The 25,558-nt window shown below is 42.1% G+C and carries 25 protein-coding genes; 17 read left to right on the top strand and 8 right to left on the bottom strand.

The window, feature by feature from the left end; genetic code table 11:
• Window positions 1–67: 67 nt before the first annotated feature.
• Window positions 68–244 carry a hypothetical protein gene (locus KO511_RS13025; RefSeq protein ID WP_215987845.1) on the bottom strand — a complete coding sequence of 59 codons (177 nt, stop codon included), beginning with the start codon at window positions 242–244 and terminating at the stop codon, window positions 68–70.
• Window positions 245–378: 134 nt separating this feature from the next.
• Here KO511_RS13025 and tusA point away from each other — a divergent pair, with 134 nt between their 5' ends.
• Entirely contained in the window at window positions 379–627 is a 249-nt protein-coding gene (gene tusA / locus KO511_RS13020; RefSeq protein ID WP_215987874.1) for a sulfurtransferase TusA, read from the top strand.
• 44 nt (window positions 628–671) lie between these two features.
• On the opposite strand, the gene KO511_RS13015 is transcribed toward tusA, so the two are convergent.
• Entirely contained in the window at window positions 672–932 is a 261-nt protein-coding gene (locus KO511_RS13015; protein WP_215987844.1) for a hypothetical protein, read from the bottom strand.
• A gap of 161 nt (window positions 933–1,093) precedes the next feature.
• Entirely contained in the window at window positions 1,094–1,654 is a 561-nt protein-coding gene (locus tag KO511_RS13010; RefSeq protein ID WP_215987843.1) for a TMEM165/GDT1 family protein, read from the bottom strand.
• A gap of 470 nt (window positions 1,655–2,124) precedes the next feature.
• Here KO511_RS13010 and glyQ point away from each other — a divergent pair, with 470 nt between their 5' ends.
• The 3 genes from glyQ (at window position 2,125) to KO511_RS12995 (ending at window position 6,599) form a co-directional block, all read left to right on the top strand.
• Entirely contained in the window at window positions 2,125–3,042 is a 918-nt protein-coding gene (gene glyQ, locus KO511_RS13005; protein ID WP_215987842.1) for a glycine--tRNA ligase subunit alpha, read from the top strand.
• 13 nt (window positions 3,043–3,055) lie between these two features.
• A complete protein-coding gene (gene glyS, locus KO511_RS13000; protein WP_215987841.1) occupies window positions 3,056–5,122 on the top strand; it encodes a glycine--tRNA ligase subunit beta in 2,067 nt (688 codons plus the stop codon).
• 226 nt (window positions 5,123–5,348) lie between these two features.
• Window positions 5,349–6,599: a valine--pyruvate transaminase gene (locus KO511_RS12995; protein WP_215987840.1), complete on the top strand. Its 1,251-nt coding sequence runs from the start codon at window positions 5,349–5,351 to the stop codon at window positions 6,597–6,599.
• Between the two features lie 74 nt (window positions 6,600–6,673).
• Here the strand turns inward: KO511_RS12995 and KO511_RS12990 are convergent, their stop codons facing one another.
• The 5 genes from KO511_RS12990 to dnaA form a co-directional block, all read right to left on the bottom strand.
• On the bottom strand, window positions 6,674–7,108 hold the full coding sequence (locus tag KO511_RS12990) for an Hsp20 family protein (RefSeq protein ID WP_215987839.1): 435 nt from the start codon (window positions 7,106–7,108) through the stop codon (window positions 6,674–6,676).
• A gap of 402 nt (window positions 7,109–7,510) precedes the next feature.
• Window positions 7,511–9,928 (bottom strand): DNA topoisomerase (ATP-hydrolyzing) subunit B, encoded by a 2,418-nt coding sequence (gene gyrB, locus KO511_RS12985; RefSeq protein WP_215987838.1) that lies wholly within the window; start codon window positions 9,926–9,928, stop codon window positions 7,511–7,513.
• A gap of 13 nt (window positions 9,929–9,941) precedes the next feature.
• A complete protein-coding gene (gene recF, locus KO511_RS12980) occupies window positions 9,942–11,024 on the bottom strand; it encodes a DNA replication/repair protein RecF (protein WP_215987837.1) in 1,083 nt (360 codons plus the stop codon).
• Between the two features lies 1 nt (window position 11,025).
• Window positions 11,026–12,126 (bottom strand): DNA polymerase III subunit beta, encoded by a 1,101-nt coding sequence (gene dnaN, locus KO511_RS12975; RefSeq protein ID WP_215987836.1) that lies wholly within the window; start codon window positions 12,124–12,126, stop codon window positions 11,026–11,028.
• A 69-nt stretch (window positions 12,127–12,195) separates the two neighbouring features.
• Window positions 12,196–13,602, bottom strand: coding sequence for a chromosomal replication initiator protein DnaA (gene dnaA / locus KO511_RS12970; RefSeq protein WP_125319572.1), 1,407 nt, complete (start codon window positions 13,600–13,602; stop codon window positions 12,196–12,198).
• A 377-nt stretch (window positions 13,603–13,979) separates the two neighbouring features.
• Between dnaA and KO511_RS12965 the strand changes: the two genes are divergently transcribed.
• The 13 genes from KO511_RS12965 to KO511_RS12905 all read left to right on the top strand — a co-directional run bounded on the left by KO511_RS12965 (window position 13,980) and on the right by KO511_RS12905 (window position 25,505).
• The gene (locus tag KO511_RS12965) at window positions 13,980–14,726 is read left to right on the top strand and encodes an amino acid ABC transporter substrate-binding protein (RefSeq protein ID WP_215987835.1); all 747 of its coding nucleotides are present in this window, start codon (window positions 13,980–13,982) and stop codon (window positions 14,724–14,726) included.
• Window positions 14,727–14,843: 117 nt separating this feature from the next.
• A complete protein-coding gene (locus KO511_RS12960; RefSeq protein WP_215987834.1) occupies window positions 14,844–15,515 on the top strand; it encodes an amino acid ABC transporter permease in 672 nt (223 codons plus the stop codon).
• The gene (locus KO511_RS12955; RefSeq protein ID WP_215987833.1) at window positions 15,512–16,249 is read left to right on the top strand and encodes an amino acid ABC transporter ATP-binding protein; all 738 of its coding nucleotides are present in this window, start codon (window positions 15,512–15,514) and stop codon (window positions 16,247–16,249) included. Before KO511_RS12960 ends, KO511_RS12955 begins: the two co-directional genes overlap by 4 nt.
• A gap of 229 nt (window positions 16,250–16,478) precedes the next feature.
• Window positions 16,479–16,613 carry a 50S ribosomal protein L34 gene (rpmH, locus tag KO511_RS12950; RefSeq protein ID WP_006880025.1) on the top strand — a complete coding sequence of 45 codons (135 nt, stop codon included), beginning with the start codon at window positions 16,479–16,481 and terminating at the stop codon, window positions 16,611–16,613.
• A 46-nt stretch (window positions 16,614–16,659) separates the two neighbouring features.
• Window positions 16,660–16,983: a ribonuclease P protein component gene (gene rnpA, locus KO511_RS12945; RefSeq protein ID WP_252724357.1), complete on the top strand. Its 324-nt coding sequence runs from the start codon at window positions 16,660–16,662 to the stop codon at window positions 16,981–16,983.
• Window positions 16,950–17,207 (top strand): membrane protein insertion efficiency factor YidD, encoded by a 258-nt coding sequence (gene yidD, locus KO511_RS12940; protein ID WP_215987831.1) that lies wholly within the window; start codon window positions 16,950–16,952, stop codon window positions 17,205–17,207. The genes rnpA and yidD overlap by 34 nt, the downstream gene beginning before the upstream one ends.
• A 2-nt stretch (window positions 17,208–17,209) precedes the next feature.
• A complete protein-coding gene (yidC, locus tag KO511_RS12935) occupies window positions 17,210–18,865 on the top strand; it encodes a membrane protein insertase YidC (RefSeq protein ID WP_215987830.1) in 1,656 nt (551 codons plus the stop codon).
• 123 nt (window positions 18,866–18,988) lie between these two features.
• On the top strand, window positions 18,989–20,350 hold the full coding sequence (gene mnmE, locus KO511_RS12930; RefSeq protein WP_215987829.1) for a tRNA uridine-5-carboxymethylaminomethyl(34) synthesis GTPase MnmE: 1,362 nt from the start codon (window positions 18,989–18,991) through the stop codon (window positions 20,348–20,350).
• Between the two features lie 50 nt (window positions 20,351–20,400).
• Window positions 20,401–20,835: an FMN-binding protein MioC gene (gene mioC, locus KO511_RS12925; RefSeq protein WP_215987828.1), complete on the top strand. Its 435-nt coding sequence runs from the start codon at window positions 20,401–20,403 to the stop codon at window positions 20,833–20,835.
• Window positions 20,836–21,284: 449 nt separating this feature from the next.
• Complete coding sequence (gene mnmG, locus KO511_RS12920) at window positions 21,285–23,180, top strand: tRNA uridine-5-carboxymethylaminomethyl(34) synthesis enzyme MnmG (protein ID WP_215987827.1); 1,896 nt, start codon at window positions 21,285–21,287, stop codon at window positions 23,178–23,180.
• Window positions 23,180–23,812 carry a 16S rRNA (guanine(527)-N(7))-methyltransferase RsmG gene (gene rsmG, locus KO511_RS12915; RefSeq protein WP_215987826.1) on the top strand — a complete coding sequence of 211 codons (633 nt, stop codon included), beginning with the start codon at window positions 23,180–23,182 and terminating at the stop codon, window positions 23,810–23,812. The genes mnmG and rsmG overlap by 1 nt, the downstream gene beginning before the upstream one ends.
• Before the next feature lie 14 nt (window positions 23,813–23,826).
• On the top strand, window positions 23,827–24,600 hold the full coding sequence (locus tag KO511_RS12910; protein ID WP_215987825.1) for a ParA family protein: 774 nt from the start codon (window positions 23,827–23,829) through the stop codon (window positions 24,598–24,600).
• Between the two features lie 23 nt (window positions 24,601–24,623).
• Window positions 24,624–25,505: a ParB/RepB/Spo0J family partition protein gene (locus KO511_RS12905; RefSeq protein ID WP_215987824.1), complete on the top strand. Its 882-nt coding sequence runs from the start codon at window positions 24,624–24,626 to the stop codon at window positions 25,503–25,505.
• Window positions 25,506–25,558: the final 53 nt, after the last annotated feature.

Below are 25,558 nucleotides of genomic sequence, written 5' to 3'. Positions count from 1 at the left end.
GGGAAGCCCAAGAAAAACTGGGGATAGTGTCGGAATGTAACTGGTGCTTTTAGCCAATACTTGGGTTTTAATGTTCTTCTGAAGATTCTGACCAACCACGCGTCTCAACCCAAATACCCATTACAGTCGCTACCATGCCCGCTATAGGCATTAAGGAGCCTTCATGTGAAGGGCTAAGTACAAGAGCGCAGAAACACATAAAGCAAAGTACGGAGTATAGAGTCAAACGATCGAGTCCAGTCATGAGCAATCTCCGCACTTATGTTATCAGGTTGTTAACCAAGTTAAATCAATTCTCTTCGTTTGCCAAGAGGTTATTGAATATTTTTTCTTCGCCAGTATCATCTACCTCCTTAAAAGGCAACATGAGATATGACCATGACATTCAATACAGAGCAGGCTGATAAAATACTGGTGGCTGAGGGAATGCGCTGTCCAGAGCCAGTAATGATGGTCAGGAAGACGATTAGAAACATGCAAGACGGTGAAATATTGCTCGTTACAGCTGACGACCCTTCCACCACCAGAGATATACCAAGCTTTTGCCGCTTTATGGATCATCAATTAATCGATGCTCAAACTGAACAATTACCCTATCAATACTTAATCAGAAAAGGTATTAGGTAGAAGGATCGAATGAAAAAAAGCAAATAGCCCTACTCGACTGTTAGTTAACCATCCCTTCCCTGCTCATACAGCTTCGATTGCAACTGATCCAATTGCTCTTTCATCAGGCGCACCTCTTCGTGCAGGGGTACTATGTGCGCAACCCTAATCCAAGCCTCTACGGTTAGAGCAGTCAAAACAAAGGAGCCTGCAACTATTGGTAGCCACATATCTGTCAGAGCCATAGCCAGTAAGCACAATACCAAACCTAAGCTAAACAGATAACTCTGACTTCTTGGAGACATTCCCATATAACGTGTAAGCATAATTTTGCCCTCCCGTTTAGGTCTTCGAGTATTGATAAAATTTTCCAACACTTCGAATAACATCATTCACACAACTAACATAGCACGACAACTATCAAACTGATATGTAGTTGGTCATCCCCTACAATAAATAACCAACAGATACCCTATCTTTACGTATGCTACACACTAAAAAACACACCGCCCACAGCCAAGCCGACAAAAATCATGGCAGTAATTTTTCGAATAATATTGAGTGGTAGCCTTCCAGCAGAAAGGCGGCCAATAAAAACAACCGGTATATTAGCCAGCAACATACCGAGTGTAGTACCGATGACCACAATAACTATTGCTTGCGCATATTGGGCACCAAGAACAGAGGTCGCTATTTGAGTTTTATCGCCGATTTCAGCAATAAAGAATGCAATAAAACTAGTCAGAAAAGCGCCGCGATTTACCATGGTGTTATCCCCTTCTAGCTTGTCTGGAACTAAAACCCAGCATGCCATTGCAAGAAAACTGATAACCAAGACCCACTTTAAAATCTGAGGAGGAATATGATCGGCAAGTACCACTCCTAACCAGGCAGCAAGGGCGTGGTTGACTAATGTTGCTAAAGAAATAGCAATAATAATAGGGATAGGCTTTTGGTAACGGCTGGCAAGTAACAATGATAATAACTGAGTTTTATCGCCTATTTCGGCTAAGGCGACGGTAGTAATTGAAATAGCTAAAACGCTCACGACATGCTCAATGAGGCAGGGATTATAATTTTAACCCAAGATAAACCCCGCGCCCCACCTCGGTTCACGTTGTTTATCTAAGGTCTTGCTAAACCCATCAAGCGATGAGCCTCGAACGCCATGGTGATTTTGCACCAATTATGTTGACGAACAAACCAGGCAGAAATCCTGCTGGTAAACTACTCCCCAAAGATGGCCAAATTCTAAAGAGCACAACCACAAAGTACAAGTCAGATTTCCATCAAAAAACATCTTTTATTGAAAATAAAAACAATAAGCGCCGTAAATTCTATTAAAACGAACTTTTGACTACCAATTAAGCAATATTACCTCTACTCCCATAGACCAGATGTAGGTATACTTGATTGTCATTTTTTCAACCCTAGTTACTTTGAATCGCAGCTGTTGCGCAAAAAAGCAACAAACCAGACGAAAACACAAGTAATCACAGAATTTCGCGAACCTGACTTATGCAAAAATACGATACCAAAACCTTCCAGGGAATGATCCTCGCGCTACAGGATTATTGGGCTCAAAATGGTTGCACTATTGTTCAACCGCTTGATATAGAGGTTGGTGCTGGCACATCGCATCCAATGACCTGTTTACGAGCACTTGGCCCAGAGCCAATGTCCACTGCTTATGTACAACCTTCACGTCGCCCAACCGATGGCCGTTATGGTGAAAACCCAAACCGCCTACAGCACTACTACCAATTTCAAGTAGCGCTTAAGCCATCACCGGATAATATTCAGGAGTTGTATTTAGGCTCGCTTGAAGCACTTAGTGTCGACCCTTTGGTTCACGATATTCGCTTCGTAGAAGATAACTGGGAGAATCCAACACTTGGAGCCTGGGGTTTAGGCTGGGAAGTTTGGTTGAATGGTATGGAGATTTCTCAGTTTACTTACTTCCAACAAGTTGGAGGTATTGAGTGTAAACCTGTAACTGGTGAAATCACTTATGGTATTGAGCGCTTAGCTATGTACATTCAAGAAGTAGACTCTGTCTATGATTTAGTATGGAACAAAGCGCCAGATGGAAGTAGTGTTACTTATGGTGATATTTTCCATCAAAATGAAGTAGAACAATCGACTTACAACTTCGAACATGCTGACGTTGAGTTCTTATTTGGCTTCTTTGAACAATGCGAAAAAGAATGTCGCGAACTACTAGAACTCGAAACACCATTATCACTGCCCGCTTATGAGCGCATACTAAAGGCAGGTCATGCATTCAATCTACTTGATGCTCGCAAAGCAATCTCTGTAACAGAACGTCAACGCTACATTCTACGCATTCGTAACCTCTCGAAATCAGTTGCAGAAGCATACTATGCATCTCGTGAAGCACTTGGCTTCCCAATGTGTAAAAAAGAACAGGCGTAAGGGATACAGTCACATGGCAAAAGAATTTCTAATCGAGCTAGGTACAGAAGAGCTTCCACCGACACAACTTCGAGCTCTAGCTGAAGCATTCGCAGCAAATTTTGAATCTGAGCTCAAGGGTGCTGAACTTGCTCATCAAGGGGTAAAATGGTTCGCCACTCCTAGACGCCTAGCACTCAAAGTAACTGAACTAGCAGAGAGCCAAGCAGATAAAACTGTTGAAAAACGTGGTCCTGCAATTACTGCAGCATTCGATACAGAGGGCAACCCCACTAAAGCAGCTCAAGGCTGGGCTCGTGGTTGTGGTATCGAAATTGAACAAGCAGAACGCATGGTAACAGATAAGGGTGAATGGCTGTTATTTAAGCAAGAAGTCAAGGGTAAGCTAGCCTCTGAAATCTTAGTTGAACTTGTATCCAAATCACTTGCCAATCTACCGATTGCGAAACCAATGCGCTGGGGTAACAAAACAACACAATTTATCCGCCCAGTTAAAACCTTAACTATGCTCATGGGTTCAGAACTTATTGAAGGCGAAATACTTGGTGTAACTTCCACTCGCACCATTCGCGGTCACCGCTTCATGGGTGAGCAAACATTCACTATCGAATCAGCTCAACAATATCCTGCTATCTTACAAGAACGTGGTAAGGTCATGGCAGATTATGAAGCGCGTAAGACCATCATAATTGCACAAGCTCAAAAAGCAGCAACAGCAGTTGGTGGTACCGCTGACCTAGAAGATGAACTAGTGGAAGAAGTGACATCCCTAGTGGAGTGGCCGGTAGTTCTCACAGCCAAGTTTGAAGAAGAGTACCTAAAGGTCCCTTCCGAAGCCTTAGTGTATACCATGAAAGGTGATCAAAAGTATTTCCCTGTCTATACAGAAGACAAGAAGTTACTACCTAACTTTATTTTCGTTTCAAACATTGAGTCTAAAGAACCTAAATATGTTATTGAAGGGAATGAAAAAGTCGTTCGACCACGCCTTGCCGATGCAGAGTTTTTCTTCAACACTGACCGTAAACGTCCTCTTATCGATCGTCTACCCGAACTAGAACAAGCCATCTTCCAAAAGCAGCTGGGTACCATAAAAGACAAAACTGATCGTATCACTGAACTTGCTGGATACATTGCCGAACAAATTGATGCAGATATTGAAAAGGCAAAGCGTGCTGGCCTACTTGCCAAGTGTGATCTTATGACCTCAATGGTATTTGAGTTTACCGATACTCAAGGTGTGATGGGTATGCACTACGCACGCCATGACGGTGAAACAGAAGAAGTCGCAGTAGCACTTAATGAACAATATATGCCTCGATTTTCTGGTGATGCCCTACCATCTGACGGTATATCTACTGCTGTAGCCATCGCCGACAAGCTAGATACCATAGTAGGTATTTTTGGCATTGGCCAAGCTCCAAAAGGCAGTGACCCATTTGCTCTGCGTCGAGCCTCTCTTGGTGTATTACGCATTATTGTTGAATATGGTTATAAGCTTGATCTAGTAGACCTTATTGCCAAAGCAAAATCACTGTTTGGTGAAAGGCTAACAAACGACAACGTTGATCATGATGTGATTGAATTTATGCTCGGTCGTTTTCGCTCTTGGTATCAAGATGAAGGTTTTAGTGTAGACGTTATACAGTCAGTGCTCGCACGTTGCCCAACCAAACCTGCAGACTTTGATCAACGCGTAAAAGCAGTATCACACTTCCGTGAATTAGAAGCTGCAGAATCTCTCGCGGCAGCCAATAAACGAGTTGGCAATATTCTAGCAAAATTCGAAGGGGATTTAGCAGCTGAGATCGACCTTGCGCTTCTAGAACAAGAAGCTGAAAAGACGCTTGCGGCAAGTGTTGATATCATGACAGAAGCTCTTGAGCCAGCATTTGCAACAGGTAATTACCAAGAAGCACTTAGTAAGCTCGCAGACTTGCGTGAGCCCGTGGATGCATTTTTCGATAACGTAATGGTCATGGCTGATGATGAAGCCTTAAAGAAGAACCGACTTACTTTATTAAACAAGCTAAGAAATCTCTTCCTGCAAATCGCAGATATTTCCCTTCTTCAGAAATAAAGCAGGCTACGATAGTAATGCAATAAAGCCCAACTTATTAAAGTTGGGCTTTATTTTTAAATAGCCGAATTTTGTCCTTTGCCTCAATATCACATTAGGGTATGTTCAAAGATTGCTCGTGTATTCACAGTCTATTAGTCTTGTGAAGTACTAGGCCTTGTTGTATCCACAAGCATCTAGCAATCCATAGATAAAAACAATCACAACATATTAGGTATAACGACAAATGCAATTCTCTAAGTTTGGTGAAAAATTCAACCAGTATTCCGGTATAACACGCTTAATGGACGATTTAAATGACGGTCTGCGCACTCCTGGAGCCATGATGCTTGGAGGCGGAAACCCAGCAGCAATTCCAACCATGCTCGAATACTTTCACCAAGCCAGTAAAGAAATGCTCACCAATGGAGAGCTGGTTGCCGCTCTCGCAAACTACGATGGTCCGCAGGGTAAGGATGCTTTTATTACCGCCTTGGCTGATGTACTCAAACAAACCTATGGCTGGAATATCACAGCCAAAAATATTAGCCTCACGAATGGTAGTCAAAGCGGCTTCTTCTATCTGTTTAATTTACTTGCGGGTCAGCAAACTGATGGCTCACATAAAAAAATCCTTTTACCTTTAGCACCAGAATATATTGGCTATGGTGATGCTGGAGTGGATGAAAATATTTTTATTTCATATCGACCTGAAATCAACATACTCGATAATGGTCTATTTAAGTACCATGTCAATTTTGAAGAGCTCAAGGTAGATAAATCTATAGCTGCCATTTGCGCATCACGTCCAACCAACCCAACAGGCAATGTACTAACCGATAAAGAAATCCAAAAGCTGGACAAGCTCGCCCGTGAAAATAACATTCCGCTATTAATAGATAATGCTTATGGACTCCCCTTCCCCAACATTATTTTTGAGGATGTAAAACCATTTTGGAACGAAAACACTATCTTGTGTATGAGTCTGTCAAAACTTGGCCTTCCGGGTGTGCGTTGCGGTATTGTTATTGCGAACGAAGAGGTCACCCAAGCCCTAACCAATATGAATGGCATCATCAGTCTAGCACCTGGAAGCCTAGGGCCAGCCCTTGGTCATCATATGATCAAAAATAATGATCTGCTCACGCTTAGCACTGAGGTTATCAAACCCTTTTATCAACAAAAATCACAGCGCGCTGTTGAGCTTTTGCAAACAGAAATAACAGATCCTCGTTTTAGAATCCACAAACCTGAAGGTGCTATCTTTCTTTGGCTTTGGTTTGATAAGCTCCCCATCACGACAATGGAATTATATCAACGCTTAAAAGCACGTGGCGTACTCATTGTTCCGGGAGAATATTTCTTTATTGGCCAAGAAGATGACTGGGAACATGCTCATCAATGCCTTCGCATGAACTACGTACAAGACGATAAGATGATGCAAAAAGGTATCAAAATTATCGCAGAAGAAGTAAGCAAAGCTTACCAAGAAAGTTAACGCCATTTAACACAATTAAAAAGAGCGCCTAAGGCGCTCTTTCACTCTTTATCAAAAACACTGACGACTTGGGATTAACTCTCAAGGAGCGTTTTACCATTAATGGCAATAGTGCGCGGCTGCATCGCTTCTGGAATTTCACGCTCTAAATCTATGTGCAAAAGACCATTTTCCATACTTGCACCAACAACTTTCACATAATCTGCAAGTTGGAATTTACGCTCGAAATCACGCTCGGCAATACCTTGGTACACATAGTTCTTACTTTCTTCCTCTTTACGCTCACCTTTAACAATAAGTGTGTTTTCTTTTTGGGTCAGCTCTAACTGCTGCTCGGAAAACCCTGCAACTGCCATAGTGATGCGGTAGTTGTTTTCATCTTTTTGTTCGATATTGTAAGGGGGGTAACCACCAGATGTGTTCTTTGCTGATGTTGCTTCCATCATATTAAATAGACGGTCGAAACCAATGGCGTTGCGGTATAAAGGAGTGAAATCTACAGTTCTCATAATGCTATCCTCATTGTAAGCAATAGTCTTAGTCGAGAGTGAACCAGAATCTAGGCTTAGTTAGATACCTGTCGACTAAGGGAGTTTATCGCTATTCCACTGATATCTTTTGATATTCGGGGACATAAAAATAAACCAAAGTTAAGTTAAGTTAAGTTAAGTTAAGTTAAGTTAAGTTAAGTGCGTTGCTGACTATCCTCGTAATTTGAGCAATATTCAGCCTGCGCTGCAGAGGTAACATGTCTTCTCTTTTGAGCAAGACGTTCGCCCTCTTCAATAGTAGATATATGGACAGGAAAATCACTTTTCAAGGGTTATTTGTTAATTTTTAAGCACAGGATTCTTTGATTTAAAAACAAAAACACCGCCGGAAGGCGGTGTTTTCATGAACACATAGCAGGACTACACATCCAAATTGGCTACCTTTAATGCATTCTCTTCAATAAAGTTTCGACGTGGTTCAACTTGATCACCCATCAAGGTGGTGAACAGCTGATCAGCACCGACAGCATCTTCAATCGTAACCTGCATCATACGACGGGTCTCTGGATCCATCGTCGTCTCCCAAAGCTGATCAGGGTTCATCTCGCCCAGACCTTTATAACGCTGAAGACTTAGACCCCGGCGCGACTCTTTGATTAACCAATTCAGTGCATCAACAAAAGTTGATACAAGCTGATTACGTTCACCACGTTGAATATATGCTCCATCTTCAATCAGACCATCAAGTGCTTCAGATAAACTTGCTAATTTTCCGTACTCTTTTGAGTTTATAAGATCGACACTTAAAGCAAATTCATGAGTAACACCGTGCGTACGAACCAAAATTTTCGGTAGATTTAGGCCAAGCTCAGCGTGCTGCTCAACTTCGAAATGATATTGACTTGCACCAACTTCTTTAGCATTAAGTTGCTCTACCAACTGTTTAGTCCATGCTTCAACAAAGGCTGCATCATGGCATTTTTCTGCGGTAATGCGTGGCGTATAGATCAACTCATGTATCAGTGCACGTGGATAGCGACGACTCATGCGATCCACCAGCTTTATTCCAGCATTATATTGGTGAACAAGTTTCTCAAGCGCCTCTCCAGAAAATGCTGGTGCTTGTGCGTTTACATGCAAAGCAGCATTATCAAGCGCAAGCGCAACCTGATATTGATCCATTGCATCTTCATCTTTTATGTATTGCTCTTGTTTACCTTTCTTCACCTTGTAAAGTGGAGGCTGTGCAATGTAGATATAGCCACGCTCAATAAGCTCTGGCATTTGACGATAGAAAAAGGTTAACAATAGAGTACGAATGTGTGAACCATCAACATCCGCATCTGTCATGATGATAATGTTGTGGTAACGCAGTTTATCTGGATTGTATTCATCCCTACCAATACCACAACCAAGGGCTGTGATTAAGGTTGCGACTTCTTGAGAAGACAACATCTTATCGAAACGCGCTTTTTCTACGTTAAGAATTTTACCTTTTAGCGGAAGAATAGCTTGGTTTTTACGGTTACGGCCTTGTTTTGCTGATCCACCAGCGGAATCACCCTCCACTATGTAAAGTTCAGATAGTGCGGGGTCTTTTTCTTGGCAATCAGCCAGTTTACCTGGCAATCCTGCCAAATCAAGAGCGCCTTTACGACGTGTCATTTCTCGCGCTTTACGCGCCGCTTCACGAGCACGGGCAGCATCTATAATCTTAGAGCAAACAATCTTAGCTTCGTTAGGGTGTTCAACTAAAAATTCCGATAGTTTCTCACCCATTACCGACTCCACTGCCGACTTCACTTCAGAAGAAACAAGCTTATCCTTAGTCTGGCTTGAGAACTTAGGATCTGGCACCTTAACCGAGACAACAGCAGTCAAACCTTCACGTGCATCATCACCAGAAGTAGATGTTTTTTCTTTCTTAGAAAAACCTTCTTTATCCATAAAGGAATTAATAGTTCGCGTCAGGGCTGCTCTAAAGCCAGCAAGGTGAGCCCCCCCATCGCGTTGAGGAATGTTGTTAGTAAAGCAGTAGATATTCTCTTGGAAACCATCATTCCACTGCATCGCAACTTCAACTGCAATACCATCTTCTCGCTCAGTATTAAAATGAAATACCTTTTCAATAATCGGAGTTTTATTGGTGTTAAGATGCTCCACAAATGCTTGGATACCACCCTGATACATAAAGTGGTCACTCTTATCTTCTTCGCGATCATCAATGAGCCTAATCGATACACCAGAGTTGAGGAATGATAGTTCACGCAAGCGCTTGGCAAGAATGTCGTAATGAAATTCTGTATTAGTGAAAGTGCCTTCACTCGGCCAAAAACGGATCTCTGTCCCTGTTTTATCTGTATCGCCAGTTACAGAAAGTGGTGCTTGTGGTTCACCATGATGATAGGTTTGAGTGTGAACTTTACCGCCACGACATATCTTTAATGACACTTGTCTAGATAATGCATTTACTACTGAAATACCCACACCGTGCAGGCCGCCCGATACCTTATATGAGTTATCATCAAATTTACCACCAGCATGAAGAACTGTCATAATAACTTCAGCAGCCGAAACGTTTTCTTCTGAGTGCATTTCAGTTGGAATGCCACGTCCATCATCACTAACCGATACTGAACTATCCTCATGAATCGTCACGATGATATCTTTACAGTGACCCGCTAACGCTTCATCAATAGAGTTATCAACCACCTCAAAAACCATGTGGTGTAGGCCGGTACCATCGTCGGTATCGCCGATGTACATTCCCGGACGTTTACGTACTGCATCCAAGCCCTTTAGTACTTTAATACTCGATGAATCGTAATTTTCAGACATGAGTTATCTTCCACTATATATTTTGCTCTATTGTGCCATGTTCCAAGCGGAACATCCTGCCATTTTCGTCCAACATATCGTCGATTTGACTTTGGGTAATAGAGCTAACAAAAACCTGTGCCCGCGTCTCTTTCAAGCAGTCCGCAAGACGCTTGAGACGTTGACTATCTAATTCAGAGGCAAGATCATCAATTAAGTAGATACATTGCTTGCTGGTCACCTCTGTCAGGTGCTGCCCCTGCGCTACTCGTAGCGCACACACCATAAGCTTGAGTTGACCACGTGATAAAACATCCTCGACAGGAGTCCCATTCACTTTAATTCTTAAATCGGCTTTATTAGGACCACTAAAAGTATACCCTAGCGCCTGATCTCGTTCGAAGTTTTCCTTTAGGATGCGATCATAAGGTGTGTTTTTTTCCCATCCTCGTGAATACTTCAATTGAATTTCAAATTCAGGCAAAAATACCTGACATATTTGTGTGATTTTCTCACTCACCTGCTCAACATAATCAGCACGCCAGCGGCTAATGTCCTCAGCCAGACCCGCCATTTCTTGATCCCAATACGAGAGTTCACGGTAGCAAGATGCTGTTTTTAAAAGCGCATTCCTTTGTTTGTTAAGACGTTTAAAACGCCCCCACGCATCATAAAATGCAGGTTCAGTATGAAAAATGCCCCAATCGATAAAAGCTCTACGATGTTTCGGTCCATCAGTTAGCAAATCAAAGCCTTCTGGATGGATCAACTGTAATGGTAATACCTGCGCTAACTGAGCCAGTTTTTGACTAGGTTGACCACCTATTTTAACCTCTGTTGAGCCGTCACGCTGCTTATTAATGCCAATTGGTAGCTCAAATTGATCCGAGTTCAAAAAACGACCATGGACAAATAACTGATCACAATCATTTTGAATCACTCGCCCCGTAAGGCTGCTTTTAAAGGAGCGGCCATGTCCAAGCAAATATATTGCTTCTAGAACACTCGTTTTGCCACTACCATTTGGACCTATAAGAAAGTTAAAGCTTGCTGATAGTTCAATATCACAGGCTTCAATATTTCGAAACTGCTGAATAATAAGGCGCGAAAGTGGCATGTTAGAGTCGGATTGGCATCACCACATACATGGCACTGTCGTCATCAACATTTTCGACCATAGTACTAGCTACTGCATCAGACATAGAAATACGAACTTTTTCGCAGCGTAATGTGTTCAGAATATCCAAAACATAACTTACGTTGAATCCAATTTCGATAGCTTCTCCTTCGAAATTGACATCCAGCATTTCCTCTGCCTCTTCTTGCTCAGGATTATTTGCCGTAATACGTAGCTCATTACCAGCCAAATTCACCCGCACTCCACGAAACTTCTCATTCGATAAAATCGCTGCGCGAGAGAATGCTTGACGTAATTCATCACATCCAGCTTCAAGTGTTTTACTTGTTGATTGAGGCATAACTCGACGATAATCAGGAAAGCGACCATCTACGAGCTTGGATGTAAATACAAAATTGTCGACTTCAGCGCGAACATTTGAGCTGCCAATTTGCAATGTCACAAGCTGCTCTGGTACATCAAGCAATTTCATTAACTCAAGGACCCCTTTACGCGGCACAATGATCTGTTGCTGTATAAATTCTGTCCCTAGCTGTGTTTGTGATACCGCCATACGATGGCCATCGGTAGCCACACTGCGCAATGTGGAACCATCGATTTCAAACAGCATTCCATTTAGGTAGTAGCGAACATCTTGGTTAGCCATTGAAAACTGAGTTTTCTCTATCAGCCCTCTCAATGCGCCTTGGGTAAGAGAAAGCTCAACATCACTTTGCCAATCTTCAATATTTGGAAAGTCATTAGCAGGCAGAGTCGATAAAGAGAAACGACTCCGGCCAGAGCGAACTTGAGCTCGCTCACCTTCAAGGATAAATGTAATGACTGCGTTATCGGGCAGTCCACGGCAAATATCGAGGAACTTACGAGAAGGCACAGTGACACTACCTGCCTCAAAATCTCCTTCTAGAGTCACACGACTGATGAGCTCTACTTCCAAATCTGTTGCTGTCATGGAAAGCATGTTGCTTTCAACCTTAAGCAACAAATTACCAAGAATTGGGAGGGTTGGACGACCACCCAAAGCGCCAGACACTTGCTGAAGCGGCTTGAGTAAGTGGTTACGTTCAATGGAAAATTTCATAGTACACTCTTTCAGAATTCGTTTAGCTTTATATGGAGTGATTATATTTAGTGCTTAGAATACTGTGATTTAAGAAGAAAGGGTACGGATCAGATTAGAATAATCTTCTTTAATATCGTGACTTTCTTCGCGCAGTTGTTCTATTTTCCGACAAGCGTGCAGTACTGTTGTATGGTCACGGCCTCCAAATGCATCACCTATTTCTGGTAAGCTGTGGTTAGTCAGCTCTTTTGCTAATGCCATAGCTAACTGACGAGGACGAGCAACAGAACGTGAACGACGTTTAGACAACAAATCAGCCACTTTAATTTTATAATACTCAGCAACTGTTTTTTGAATGTTATCTATAGTGACTAATTTTTCTTGCAGTGCAAGGAGGTCACGCAAAGCCTCACGGACAAAATCAATAGTGATCGGTCGGCCGGTAAAGTTTGCATTTGCAATAACACGATTGAGCGCCCCTTCCAATTCTCGCACATTGGATCTCAATCTTTTAGCGATAAAAAATGCTACCTCATCGGCAAGGTGGATTTGATGAACTTCCGCTTTTTTCATCAAGATCGCTACACGAGTTTCAAGTTCAGGAGGCTCAATCGCAACCGTCAAACCCCAGCCGAAACGTGACTTAAGACGATCTTCCACACCATTAATCTCTTTAGGGTAACGGTCAGACGTCAAAATAATCTGCTGGTTGCCTTCTAATAAAGCATTAAATGTATGGAAAAACTCTTCTTGGGAGCGCTCTTTATTAGCAAAAAATTGGATGTCATCTATGAGCAAAGCATCAACACTACGGTAGTAACGCTTAAACTCTTCAATAGCATTGTTTTGCAGTGCTTTAACCATATCCTGAACAAAACGTTCAGAGTGCATGTATACGACTTTTGCATTGGGTTTATTATCCACGATTGCATTGCCAACCGCGTGCAGTAAGTGCGTTTTACCTAGACCTGTCCCACCATAAAGAAATAGAGGGTTGTATGCTGCTCCAGGGTTATCAGCAACTTGCCGCGCAGCAGCCAAACCCAGTTGGTTGGACTTACCTTCAACAAAGTTATTGAATTTATGCTTGATATTCACATTAGAACGATGATTAATTTCAGCAAGCTTCTGCTCATCATCATCCCACGTTTTATGTACTGGTTTACGTGCTTGAAGTTGTGCTGGCGCAGACGATTCCGCAGCGACATCTGCTGGAGTTCGTTTCGGCGCAGGTTTAGGGACAGAGATTGGCTTACTGCCAACTTCAAACCGCAAACTAGGAATATCGTTCCCACAATATTCCTGCAATAGCCTGTTGATGCTATTAAGGTAACGATCTCGCACCCAATCCATTACAAAACGGTTAGGTGCAAATAAAGTGAGCGTACTGTCATTGAGCTCCGCTTGTAACGGACGTACCCACATACTGAATTCTGTAGCTGGTAGCTCTTCTTGAAGCTGCTGCATACATTGCAACCAAAGCGAAGATGACACGTTGGCCCCACCCTAATTTAGTGATCGAAAAAGATTTGTAATTTTACCTGTTGATAACCAAGATCGCCAGTAAATGATCGACGTTCCGGTGAATAAGATCTAACTTATTCACAATATTTTCACTATCATTAGTTAGATCAACACAAGTAATCCTATTCTTACTCACATAAAGATCCACATTTGGGCAATTTCTCACAGATCTTCAGTCTGGTGATAAGTCTGTGGAATAAGTTTTCTTAAGTTGTGACTGTTCCCTCTATTTATACCCTCTATTTACTTAGCTTATTCCCCCACCGTCTAGGTTATTGCTCTTGGTTATTTTCATTAATAACCAAACTAACAGTAGTATCTGATTTTATAAACTATGGAGATACACTATGAAGCACTGGATTAAAGCCACAATAACAGCGTTTACACTTTCTGTGGCAGTAGCCCAAGCTGCAACCGAAGTTAAAGTTGGAATGTCTGGACGTTACTACCCTTTTACTTTTGTTGAGCAAGATAAACTGCAAGGCTTTGAAGTTGACTTGTGGGATGAAATAGGCAAACGCAATGACTATAATGTGGAATACATTACCGCCAATTTTTCTGGATTGTTTGGCCTGCTTGAAACGGGGCGTATTGATACTATTTCGAACCAAATTACCATGACAGATGCACGTAAAAACAAATACCTTTTTGCCGCCCCTTATGTTGTTGATGGTGCACAAATTACCGTAAGAAAAGGCAATACCAGCATTAAAGGTATTACAGATCTAAAAGGTAAAACGGTTGCCGTTAACTTAGGTTCCAACTTTGAGCAATTGCTAAGAAGCCATGACAAAGATGGTAAAATAATCATTAAAACATACGACACTGGTATTGAACATGATGTGGCATTGGGCAGAGTAGATGCCTTTGTCATGGATCGTCTTTCTGCACTTGAACTTATCAAAAAAACAGGCCTTCCCCTACAGCTGGCGGGTAAACCTTTTGAAACCATCGAAAATGCATGGCCATTTGTCGATAACGAAAAAGGCAATCGGCTTCAAAAAGAAGTTAACCATGCCCTAACAGCCATGCGAACGGATGGGACACTAAACACCATATCGCAAAAATGGTTTGGCGCTGATATAACTCAATAACGCATCTTTTATTGCACTAAGTCCATCTAGAGACCTGATAGATAGACCCACTACCCACAGATTCTTTTCTTGCTGTGGGTTTTTAAGCTTCATGAAATAACTATACCGGAATAGGCTATGGGATTTGATTTCAACTACATGCTAAATCTGATGCCAATACTTCTAAAGTATCTTGGCACAACGATGGAAATGGCGACATGGGGCTTAATATTTGCTCTAGCACTAGCAGTCATATTGGCTAACATCCGTGTCTTTCGTGTGCCCATACTAGACCAGCTAAGCCAAGTTTATATTAGTTTTTTTCGTGGCACACCACTGCTGGTTCAGCTGTTTCTTCTTTATTACGGGTTACCACAGGTATTTCCTTTATTGGTGGGGCTCAACGCTTTCAGTGCTGCCGTTATAGGTTTAACTCTCCATTTTGCCGCTTACATGGCAGAAAGCATTCGGGCAGCGATAATAGGCGTAGATCGTAGCCAAATGGAAGCCAGTATGTCAGTAGGCATGACGACTACACAAGCGATGCGCCGCATTATATTGCCTCAAGCGACTCGAATTGCACTACCTTCATTGATGAATTATTTTATCGATATGATTAAGTCAACGTCACTCGCTTTCACACTTGGTGTGGCAGAAATTATGGCTAGGGCACAAATGGAAGCATCATCAAGCTTCCGTTTTTTTGAAGCTTTTTTAGCTGTAGCATTAATTTACTGGGCAGTCGTAGTGATCCTAACTCGCATACAAACATGGGCAGAGGTCAAACTTAATAAGGCGTATATTAGATGATAAAATTAACCAACATCCATAAGCGCTTTGGCGATTCTCAAGTACTTAATGGTATTGATCTTGAAATCAAACAAGGTGAAATCATTGTTATCATTGGCTCCAGTGGTACCGGAAAATCGACATTACTACGAACTGTCAATTTCTTAGAAAGTGCCGATCAAGGTAAAATCACCATTGGTGACATCAGTGTTGATACAGAGAAATACTCCAAGTCAGAAGTGCTCACCCTACGCAGAAAAACAGGCTTTGTCTTTCAGAATTATGCACTCTTTGCTCATATGACAGCTAAACAAAATATAGCCGAAGGATTAATTACGGTACACAACTGGAAGAAAGGTCAAGCTCTCGAACACGCACAAAAAATCCTTGATGATATTGGGCTAGGAAATAAAGGAGATAGTTACCCAGCAGCTCTTTCCGGTGGTCAGCAGCAACGTGTAGGGATAGGTCGAGCTATGGCGCTAGAGCCCGAACTATTATTATTTGATGAACCTACTTCAGCTCTTGATCCAGAGTGGGTTGGTGAAGTCCTTCAACTTATGAAAGAGCTAGCCAATAAATCCCAGACAATGCTGGTGGTTACGCATGAAATGCAGTTTGCTCGAGAGGTTGCAGATAGAGTGATCTTTATGGCAGAAGGGCATATTGTAGAACAAGGTAATCCACAGGATATTTTTAATCATCCACAGGATCCTAGGTTAAAAAAATTTCTAAGACAGGTGGGCGGAAAATAAAGATCACCAAAGAACATCGCTTGATCCTTGAGATTTCGTTCACACTCCGTATAATCGCTCGGCCGGAATTTATCAGTTGCTCAATGATTGACACTTTGTGTGACTGTGATTACAATTCCGCCTCTTTGTTTAGAGGTGTTGGTCCATCTTCTTGCAATAGCAAAAGATAAAAACGACCAACGCAAGGATAACATTGACCTAAAACTACTGATCAGTAAAGGTAATTATCATGAAACGCACTTTTCAACCTTCAGTTCTAAAGCGCAAGCGTACTCACGGTTTCCGTGCTCGCATGGCAACTAAGAACGGTCGCAAAGTAATTAATGCACGTCGTGCAAAAGGCCGTGCGCGCCTATCAAAGTAATCATTAGTTTATTTTGAATACGTACGCGTTCGATCGGGAGTTACGTTTGTTAACTCCCGAGCATTATAAAAATGTCTTCCAGCAAGCTCATAGAGCTGGCTCACCTCATTTCACCATCATTGCTCGCAATAATTCTCTTTCTCATCCAAGATTAGGATTAGCGGTTCCTAAAAAACAGATTAAGACAGCTGTTGCACGTAATCGCTTTAAACGCCTAGCACGTGAAAGCTTTCGCAATCAGCAGCATCAACTCCCACATAAGGATTTTGTTGTTATAGCTAAAAAAAGCGCACAAGATCTCAGTAATGATGAAATGTATAAAATATTTGATAAGTTATGGCAGCGCCTGTCTCGCCCTTCACGCGGGTAGCGATCGGCTTGGTGCGTCTATATCAAGGCTTAATAAGTCCTCTGATCGGACCACGTTGTCGTTTTACTCCAACCTGCTCAACTTATACTGTTGAAGCACTAAAATCTCATGGATTTGTAAAAGGTTGTTGGTTATCGAGCAAACGTCTATTAAAATGCCACCCTTTGAATACGGGTGGTTTTGACCCAGTACCACCACTCCAGAAACAAGACAGAGATAAATAACGATGGATTCTCAACGTAATATCCTGTTGATCGCGCTAGCACTGGTTTCTTTCTTGTTGTTTCAACAATGGCAAGTTGCAAAGAACCCAGCTCCACAGCCGGTTGAACAGGCACAATCTAGCAGTACCGCACCTGCACCATCTCTTGCGGACGATTTAGATCCCGCTCCAGCACAGAAAGCGTCCGCTAAAACGATTACCGTGGCAACTGACGTCTTGACTCTGTCTATTGATACGGTGGGTGGTGACGTGATCACCGCAGACCTCAACCAATACTCAGCTGAGCTCAACTCTGCTGACTCATTCGTTTTATTAAAAAATGAGCCAGGCCATCAATTCATCGCCCAAAGTGGTTTAGTAGGGCCTCAAGGTATCGACTTAAGCGGCGGTAATCGTCCTGCGTATCAAGTCAGCTCTGATAGCTATATTCTAGCGGATGGCCAGGATGAATTGCGCATTCCAATGACTTACCAAGCAAACGGCCTTGAATATACAAAGACGTTCGTATTAAAACGTGGCAGCTATGCTGTGAATGTCGAGTATGATGTAAAAAATAACTCAGGTAACAACGCTACCTTTGGTATGTACGCGCATCTTCGCCAAAATTTAATGGACGATGGTGGCAGTATAACGATGCCAACCTATCGTGGCGGTGCATACTCAACCGAAGATACACGTTACAAGAAGTACAGCTTCGACGATATGCAAGATCGTAACTTATCAATTAACCTGTCAAACGGTCAGGGTTGGGCAGCGATGATCCAACACTATTTCGCTTCTGCGTGGATTCCTCGTGATGAACCTGGCACCAACTTATATACACGTGTTATTGGTAATTTAGGTGATATTGGCATTCGTATGCCAAATAAAACGATAGCCAATGGTGACTCAGCTACGTTTCAAGCGACCCTTTGGGTGGGACCAAAACTTCAAGATCAGATGGCCGAAGTTGCACCTAACTTAGAGTTAGTTGTTGACTATGGTTGGCTGTGGTTCATCGCTAAACCTTTACATACATTCCTATCCTTTATTCAGTCAGGTGGACAGTTATTTGGATTCATTGATTTCCCATTCGGTGTAGGAAATTGGGGTCTATCGATAATGCTACTAACTTTCTGCATTCGTGGTGCTATGTACCCGTTGACTAAAGCACAGTACACCTCAATGGCCAAAATGCGTATGTTGCAACCTAAGTTGCAAGCAATGCGTGAGCGTATTGGTGATGACCGCCAGCGCATGAGCCAAGAAATGATGGAATTGTATAAGAAAGAGAAAGTGAACCCACTTGGTGGCTGTTTACCTCTTATATTACAGATGCCTATTTTCATCGCTCTTTATTGGGCACTGATGGAGTCGGTTGAATTGCGTCACTCGCCATTCTTTGGCTGGATTACTGATTTATCAGCACAAGACCCATACTATATCTTGCCACTGCTGATGGGTGTTTCTATGTTCATGATTCAAAAAATGAGCCCGACTACTGTTACTGACCCGATGCAGCAGAAGATAATGACCTTTATGCCGGTTATGTTTACTTTCTTCTTCCTATTCTTCCCATCTGGGTTGGTTCTTTACTGGCTAGTATCGAACGTTGTGACACTCATCCAGCAAACTTTGATATACAAGTCACTAGAAAAGAAAGGCTTACATAGCAAATAAACCTTAATAAGAAATAACATAAAAAGGCGGCCAAAGGGTCGCCTTTTAGTTTTGAGCTGATTACAATTCAGCTAAGATATATTTGCCTTTATTTCGGCATCCAGACACAACACAGGCACATTTATGACAACTGATACCATTGTTGCTCAAGCCACAGCTCCCGGTCGTGGAGGCGTTGGTATTATCCGAGTATCCGGCCCTCTTGCAGGTCAAGTCGCATTGGAAGTGACAGGTAAAGAACTACGCCATCGTTATGCTGAATACCTGCCATTTATAGACCAAAATAGTATCCAAATTGATCAAGGTATTGCTCTTTTTTTCCCCAACCCAAACTCCTTTACTGGCGAAGATGTACTTGAACTACAAGGGCACGGGGGTCCTGTCGTAATGGATATGCTAATCAAGCGTATATTAAAAATAGAGGGGATAAGAACCGCACGACCTGGTGAGTTTTCTGAAAGAGCATTTCTTAATGATAAGTTAGATCTTGCTCAAGCAGAAGCCATTGCCGATCTAATTGATGCCAGCTCTGAACAAGCGGCTAAATCCGCTTTACAGTCTCTTCAAGGTGCTTTTTCACAACGTATTCATACCTTAGTCGAGTCACTCATCCATCTTAGGATCTATGTCGAAGCAGCGATTGACTTCCCAGAGGAAGAAATCGACTTTCTCGCCGATGGAAAGGTATCAGCAGATCTTCAGGCTATTATAGATAACCTCAATTCCGTGCGTAAAGAAGCCAACCAAGGTGCCATTATGCGTGAGGGGATGAAAGTCGTTATCGCAGGCCGGCCCAATGCTGGTAAATCTAGCCTTCTTAATGCTTTATCTGGCAAAGACTCTGCGATAGTAACCGATATTGCAGGTACGACTCGTGATGTTCTTCGTGAGCACATACATATAGATGGCATGCCCCTGCACATCATTGACACCGCTGGATTACGTGATGCATCTGATGAAGTGGAAAGAATCGGTATAGAAAGAGCTTGGGAAGAGATCGAACAAGCAGATCGGGTACTTTTCATGGTTGATGGAACGACAACGGAAGACACAGACCCAAAAGAGATTTGGCCTGACTTTGTCGACCGTTTACCGAGTAATATCGGAATAACTGTGATCCGTAATAAAGCCGATCAAACAAATGAAGAGATCGGCATTTGTCACGTTAATGTACCAACCCTGATTCGTTTATCTGCACGAACAGGCCAAGGTATTGAGTCATTACGTCAACACCTCAAAGAGTGCATGGGTTTTTCAGGAAACAATGAAGGAGGCTTTATGGCTCGGCGACGTCACCTTGAAGCACTTGAGGTAGCAGCAGAACATATTCTCATTGGCCAGCAACAGCTAGAAGGTTATATGGCTGGAGAAATTCTTGCAGAAGAGCTGAGGATTGCTCAGCAGCACCTCAACGAAATTACTGGAGAATTTAGTTCTGACGATTTACTCGGTCGTATTTTTTCTTCCTTCTGTATTGGAAAATAACTCATTAGCTCGACTATTATTTCGAGCGGTCATTAGATAAAGGAAACCACATGATCCAAATCATCACAGGCAGTACTTTAGGTGGGGCTGAATATGTTGGCGATCACCTCAGCGATCTTCTGAATAAAAAAGGGATTGAAACCTGTATTCACAATCAACCTCAACTCAGTGAAATTCCAGCTGAAGGGACTTGGCTAATCATCACTTCTACCCACGGGGCTGGAGATTACCCAGATAATATTCAGCCTTTTATTCAAGCATTACAAACTTCACCCCCCAAAATGTCAGGTGTTAAATATGCTGTGATTGCCATCGGTGACTCAAGTTACGATACCTTCTGCGGGGCAGGTAAACACGCTTATGCTTTATTAGAAGATATTGGAGCAACACCAGTAACTGACTGTCTAACCATTGACGTTCTTAGCCATATAGTGGCAGAAGATGCAGCAGAAGTTTGGTTAGCAAAGCATATACATCAACTTTAAGAAGCCCCTTACTGGAAGTGGATTTTAGTAACCACTTCCTCAAATTTCCCCGTATCCAACCAAATAAGCTTCCTTTTTCCCTGTGCATAAAATAGCAGTTATCCGGTGATTAACCTTTAGTTATCCAAAGAACAAAGTAAGATCCAATCTTGCCCTGTGTATAACTTGCCATTTTGATCCCAGGAAATCCTCATCTAGATCAAAGCTAGATCACAGAATAAGATCTGATTAATATCGATGATCTTGTTGATCATTTTTCACTTATCCACAGAGATCGTCGATCCTAATAATAGATCCAATAAAAGATCATATATAAGATCATATAACATTAAGCTTTGTCAGTGACTTATATTAAAAGTATGAAAAGCGATTTTCTATCACACTGAAAGCAGGTAGAATGACCCTCTTCGGATTTGTCCATAGTTCTCTTAAATACCAGAGGTCAGTGCATGCTGTATCATGAAAAATTTGATGTCATTGTTGTGGGTGGCGGACACGCTGGAACGGAAGCAGCTCTAGCATCAGCACGCACAGGACAAAAAACACTCTTACTCACACATAACATTGATACTCTTGGTCAAATGTCATGTAATCCCGCAATAGGTGGAATAGGCAAAGGCCACTTAGTCAAAGAAGTCGACGCCATGGGTGGTCTGATGGCTCAAGCCATTGATCATGCGGGTATTCAATTTAGAACTCTTAATGCATCTAAAGGCCCAGCAGTGAGAGCAACTCGAGCTCAAGCTGATCGTGCCTTGTATAAATCCTATGTACGGGAAGCATTAGAAAATACGCCTAACCTTACTTTGTTTCAGCAATCTGTAGATGATTTAGTTGTTGAACAAGAAAAAGCCATCGGTGTAATAACCCAAATGGGCTTAAAATTCCACGCTAAAGCTATTGTGCTTACAGTTGGTACCTTTCTTGGTGGTAAGATTCATATTGGCATGGAGAATGCGTCTGGAGGACGTGCAGGCGATCCACCATCTATCGCTTTAGCCAATAGATTGCGAGAATTACCATTTCGTGTTGATCGTCTTAAAACAGGTACACCACCTAGAGTGGATGCTAGAAGTGTAGATTTTTCAGATCTTAGTGTTCAGCATGGTGACGATCCAACTCCCATATTTTCGTTTATGGGTGATCGTACTCAGCATCCAACACAAATCCCATGTTTTATTACTTATACTAATGATCATACTCATGAGATTATTAGAAAAAACCTCGATCGAAGTCCCATGTATTCTGGTGTTATTGAAGGTATTGGCCCACGCTATTGCCCATCGATTGAAGATAAAGTCATGCGTTTCGCTGATAAAAGCAGTCATCAAATATTTATCGAGCCCGAAGGGCTAAATACTCATGAATTGTACCCTAATGGAATTTCAACTAGTTTACCGTTTGATGTTCAAGTAAAAATTGTACAATCCATGAAAGGATTTGAAAATGCGCATATAGTCCGTCCAGGGTATGCCATTGAATATGATTTCTTCGATCCAAGAGATCTTAAACAAACATATGAGACTAAATTTATTGGTGGGCTATTCTTTGCAGGACAAATTAACGGCACGACAGGTTATGAAGAAGCTGCAGCTCAAGGTCTAATGGCTGGACTCAACGCAAGTCTCTTTAGTCAAGAAAAAGAAGGGTGGAGCCCTAGACGTGATCAAGCCTACATGGGCGTTTTGATTGATGACCTATCCACGATGGGAACTAAAGAACCTTATCGTATGTTTACCTCTCGAGCTGAGTATCGTTTGCTTTTGAGAGAAGATAATGCCGATCTACGTTTAACTGAGAAGGCACGTGAATTAGGTTTGGTTGATGATATACGTTGGGCACGCTTTAACCAAAAAATTGAAAACATAACCAAAGAAAGACAAAGACTTCAAGACATTTGGATGAATCCTAAATCTTCTGGGGTGGATCAACTTAATTCATTACTTAAAACACCAATGATCCGTGAAGCTAGTGGTGAAGATTTACTGCGTCGCCCTGAAATGACTTATCAAAAACTGACCCAGTTAGAAGAATTTAGCCCCTCTCTAGATGATGCTCAAGCGTCTGAGCAGGTCGAAACTCAAGTTAAGTATGAAGGTTATATCAAACGTCAGCAGGACGAAATTGAGAAATCGTTACGCCATGAGCATACCCTTTTACCAACTGATTTGGATTATGCTAGCGTTAAAGGTTTGTCAAATGAGGTAGTGGTTAAACTCAATGATTCAAGACCTGAATCTATTGGTATGGCGTCGCGTATATCCGGAATTACCCCTGCTGCTATATCAATCCTATTAGTTCACTTAAAGAAACAGGGCATACTGAGAAAAGGCGGTGAAGCATAATGAGTCAATTACGTGTTCAACTGGACTCTTTGATCGCTCAAACTACACTTGAAGTATCTGACAAACAAAGAATGCAGTTGGTTGGATATGTCGAAATGCTCCACAAATGGAATAAAGCTTATAATCTTACTTCGGTGCGTGAGCCTAGTGATATGGTGGTAAAGCATATCCTTGATAGCATAATTGTTAGTGAATACTTACAGGGTGAACGTTTTATTGATGTTGGAACAGGCCCCGGGTTGCCTGGAATCCCACTAGCAATAATGCAACCAGATAAGGAATTTTATTTACTAGACAGCTTGGGAAAAAGAATCCGTTTTATTAAGCAAGTATTGCATGAACTGCGTATTGGTAATGTAATTCCCGTTCAGAGTAGAGTTGAGCAGTTTCAGCCAGAACATAAATTTGATGGTGTGTTGAGTCGAGCTTTTGCGTCCATGACGGATATGGTTGAATGGTGTCATCATCTTCCTAAAGAATGTTCAGGACGCTTTTTAGCGTTAAAAGGACAATTACCACAAGATGAGATTACACAGTTGCCGAGTTGGTGTTCTGTGACAGACGTCAAAGCTTTGAGTGTTCCTCAATTGGAAGGCGAGCGTCATCTAGTAATCTTATCCCGCAAGGAATAAAAGCGAGGTTAGTCGTGGGAAAAATCGTAGCAATCGCAAACCAGAAAGGTGGCGTTGGTAAAACAACCACATGTATCAACTTAGCAGCATCTATGGCTGCTACGAAACGTAAAGTATTGGTTATCGATCTTGACCCCCAAGGCAACGCAACTATGGCAAGTGGTGTCGACAAATACCAAGTTGATGCCACAGCATACGAGCTATTGGTTGAGGAAGTAGCATTTGACGATGTCGTTTGCCGTAAAACCTCTGGAAATTATGATCTTATCGCTGCCAATGGCGATGTAACAGCTGCTGAAATTAAACTAATGGAAGTGTTTGCTCGTGAAGTGCGATTAAAGCAGGCTCTTGCTCCAGTACGTGATAACTATGATTTTATCTTTATTGATTGCCCTCCATCACTAAATCTTTTAACAATTAATGCGATGGCGGCTGCTGATTCTGTCTTGGTTCCTATGCAGTGTGAGTATTTTGCCCTTGAAGGGTTAACAGCACTGATGGATACTATTAGTAAATTGGCTGCGGTGGTAAATGAAAAACTTAAGATCGAAGGTTTGTTGCGTACTATGTACGATCCTCGCAACCGTTTATCGAATGAAGTTTCTGATCAGTTAAAGAAGCACTTTGGTAACAAAGTGTACCGTACAGTAATTCCACGTAATGTTCGTCTTGCTGAAGCGCCAAGTCATGGAAAGCCAGCAATGTACTACGATAAATACTCCGCAGGCGCAAAAGCTTATCTAGCACTGGCTGGAGAGATGCTTCGTCGCGATGAAATCCCAGCATAATTTAATCAAAGGAAGTTTGTTTCATGTCTAAGCGTGGTTTAGGTAAAGGGTTAGATGCTCTACTTTCTACGAGCTCTCTTGCGCGTAACAAGCAGCAAAGTGCGATGCACAGTCAGGAACTTTCTTCCGAAGGAGAATTGACGGATATCAATATTAATTCTCTTAAACCTGGGATGTATCAACCACGTACAGATATGGAACCGGAAGCACTTGAAGAGTTGGCGGCCTCGATTGAATCACAGGGAATTATCCAACCTATAGTCGTACGCCAAGTCGATAATGATAAGTTTGAGATTATTGCTGGTGAAAGGCGTTGGCGAGCTGCACGTAAGGCGGGCTTAAAAGAAGTACCTTGCGTGATCAAAAATGTTGATGATCGTGCAGCTATCGCGATGGCATTAATCGAAAATATTCAGCGTGAAGATCTTAATGTGATCGAAGAGGCTGTAGCCTTGGATCGCCTTCAAGAAGAGTTTTCATTAACTCATCAACAAGTAGCTGAAGTTATTGGTAAATCTAGAACAACGGTGACTAACTTGCTGAGGTTAAATCAGCTTGAGATGGACGTTAAGTATCTTTTGTCGGAAAAGCTACTTGAGATGGGACATGCGCGAGCGTTGTTGGCTCTTGATGCTGAGCAGCAAGTGGATGTCGCTGAATTGGTCGCTAAGAAGCGTATGACAGTACGTCAGACTGAACAGTTAGTGAAAAAGTGTCTTCAGCCGCAGTCTGAGGATAAAAGCCAATCACAAGATACTGAGGCGCAGCAAATATCACAAAAATTAAGTGAAATGTTGGATGCTAAGGTAGCAATAGTTAAAGCCAGAAATGGCACCTCCAAGGTAACAATTAGTCTAGATGAGCCTCATAAATTAGAGCATCTTATTGCCAAGCTGGCAGGCTAGATGACATAATCACTTCCAGTCAATTATGTAAAAAGCGATTTTTTGTGCGAAAG

The organism is Vibrio hepatarius, from assembly GCF_018860525.1.
Taxonomy (GTDB): Bacteria; Pseudomonadota; Gammaproteobacteria; order Enterobacterales; family Vibrionaceae; genus Vibrio; species Vibrio hepatarius_B.
This window is presented reverse-complemented; position numbering and strand designations above follow the sequence as displayed.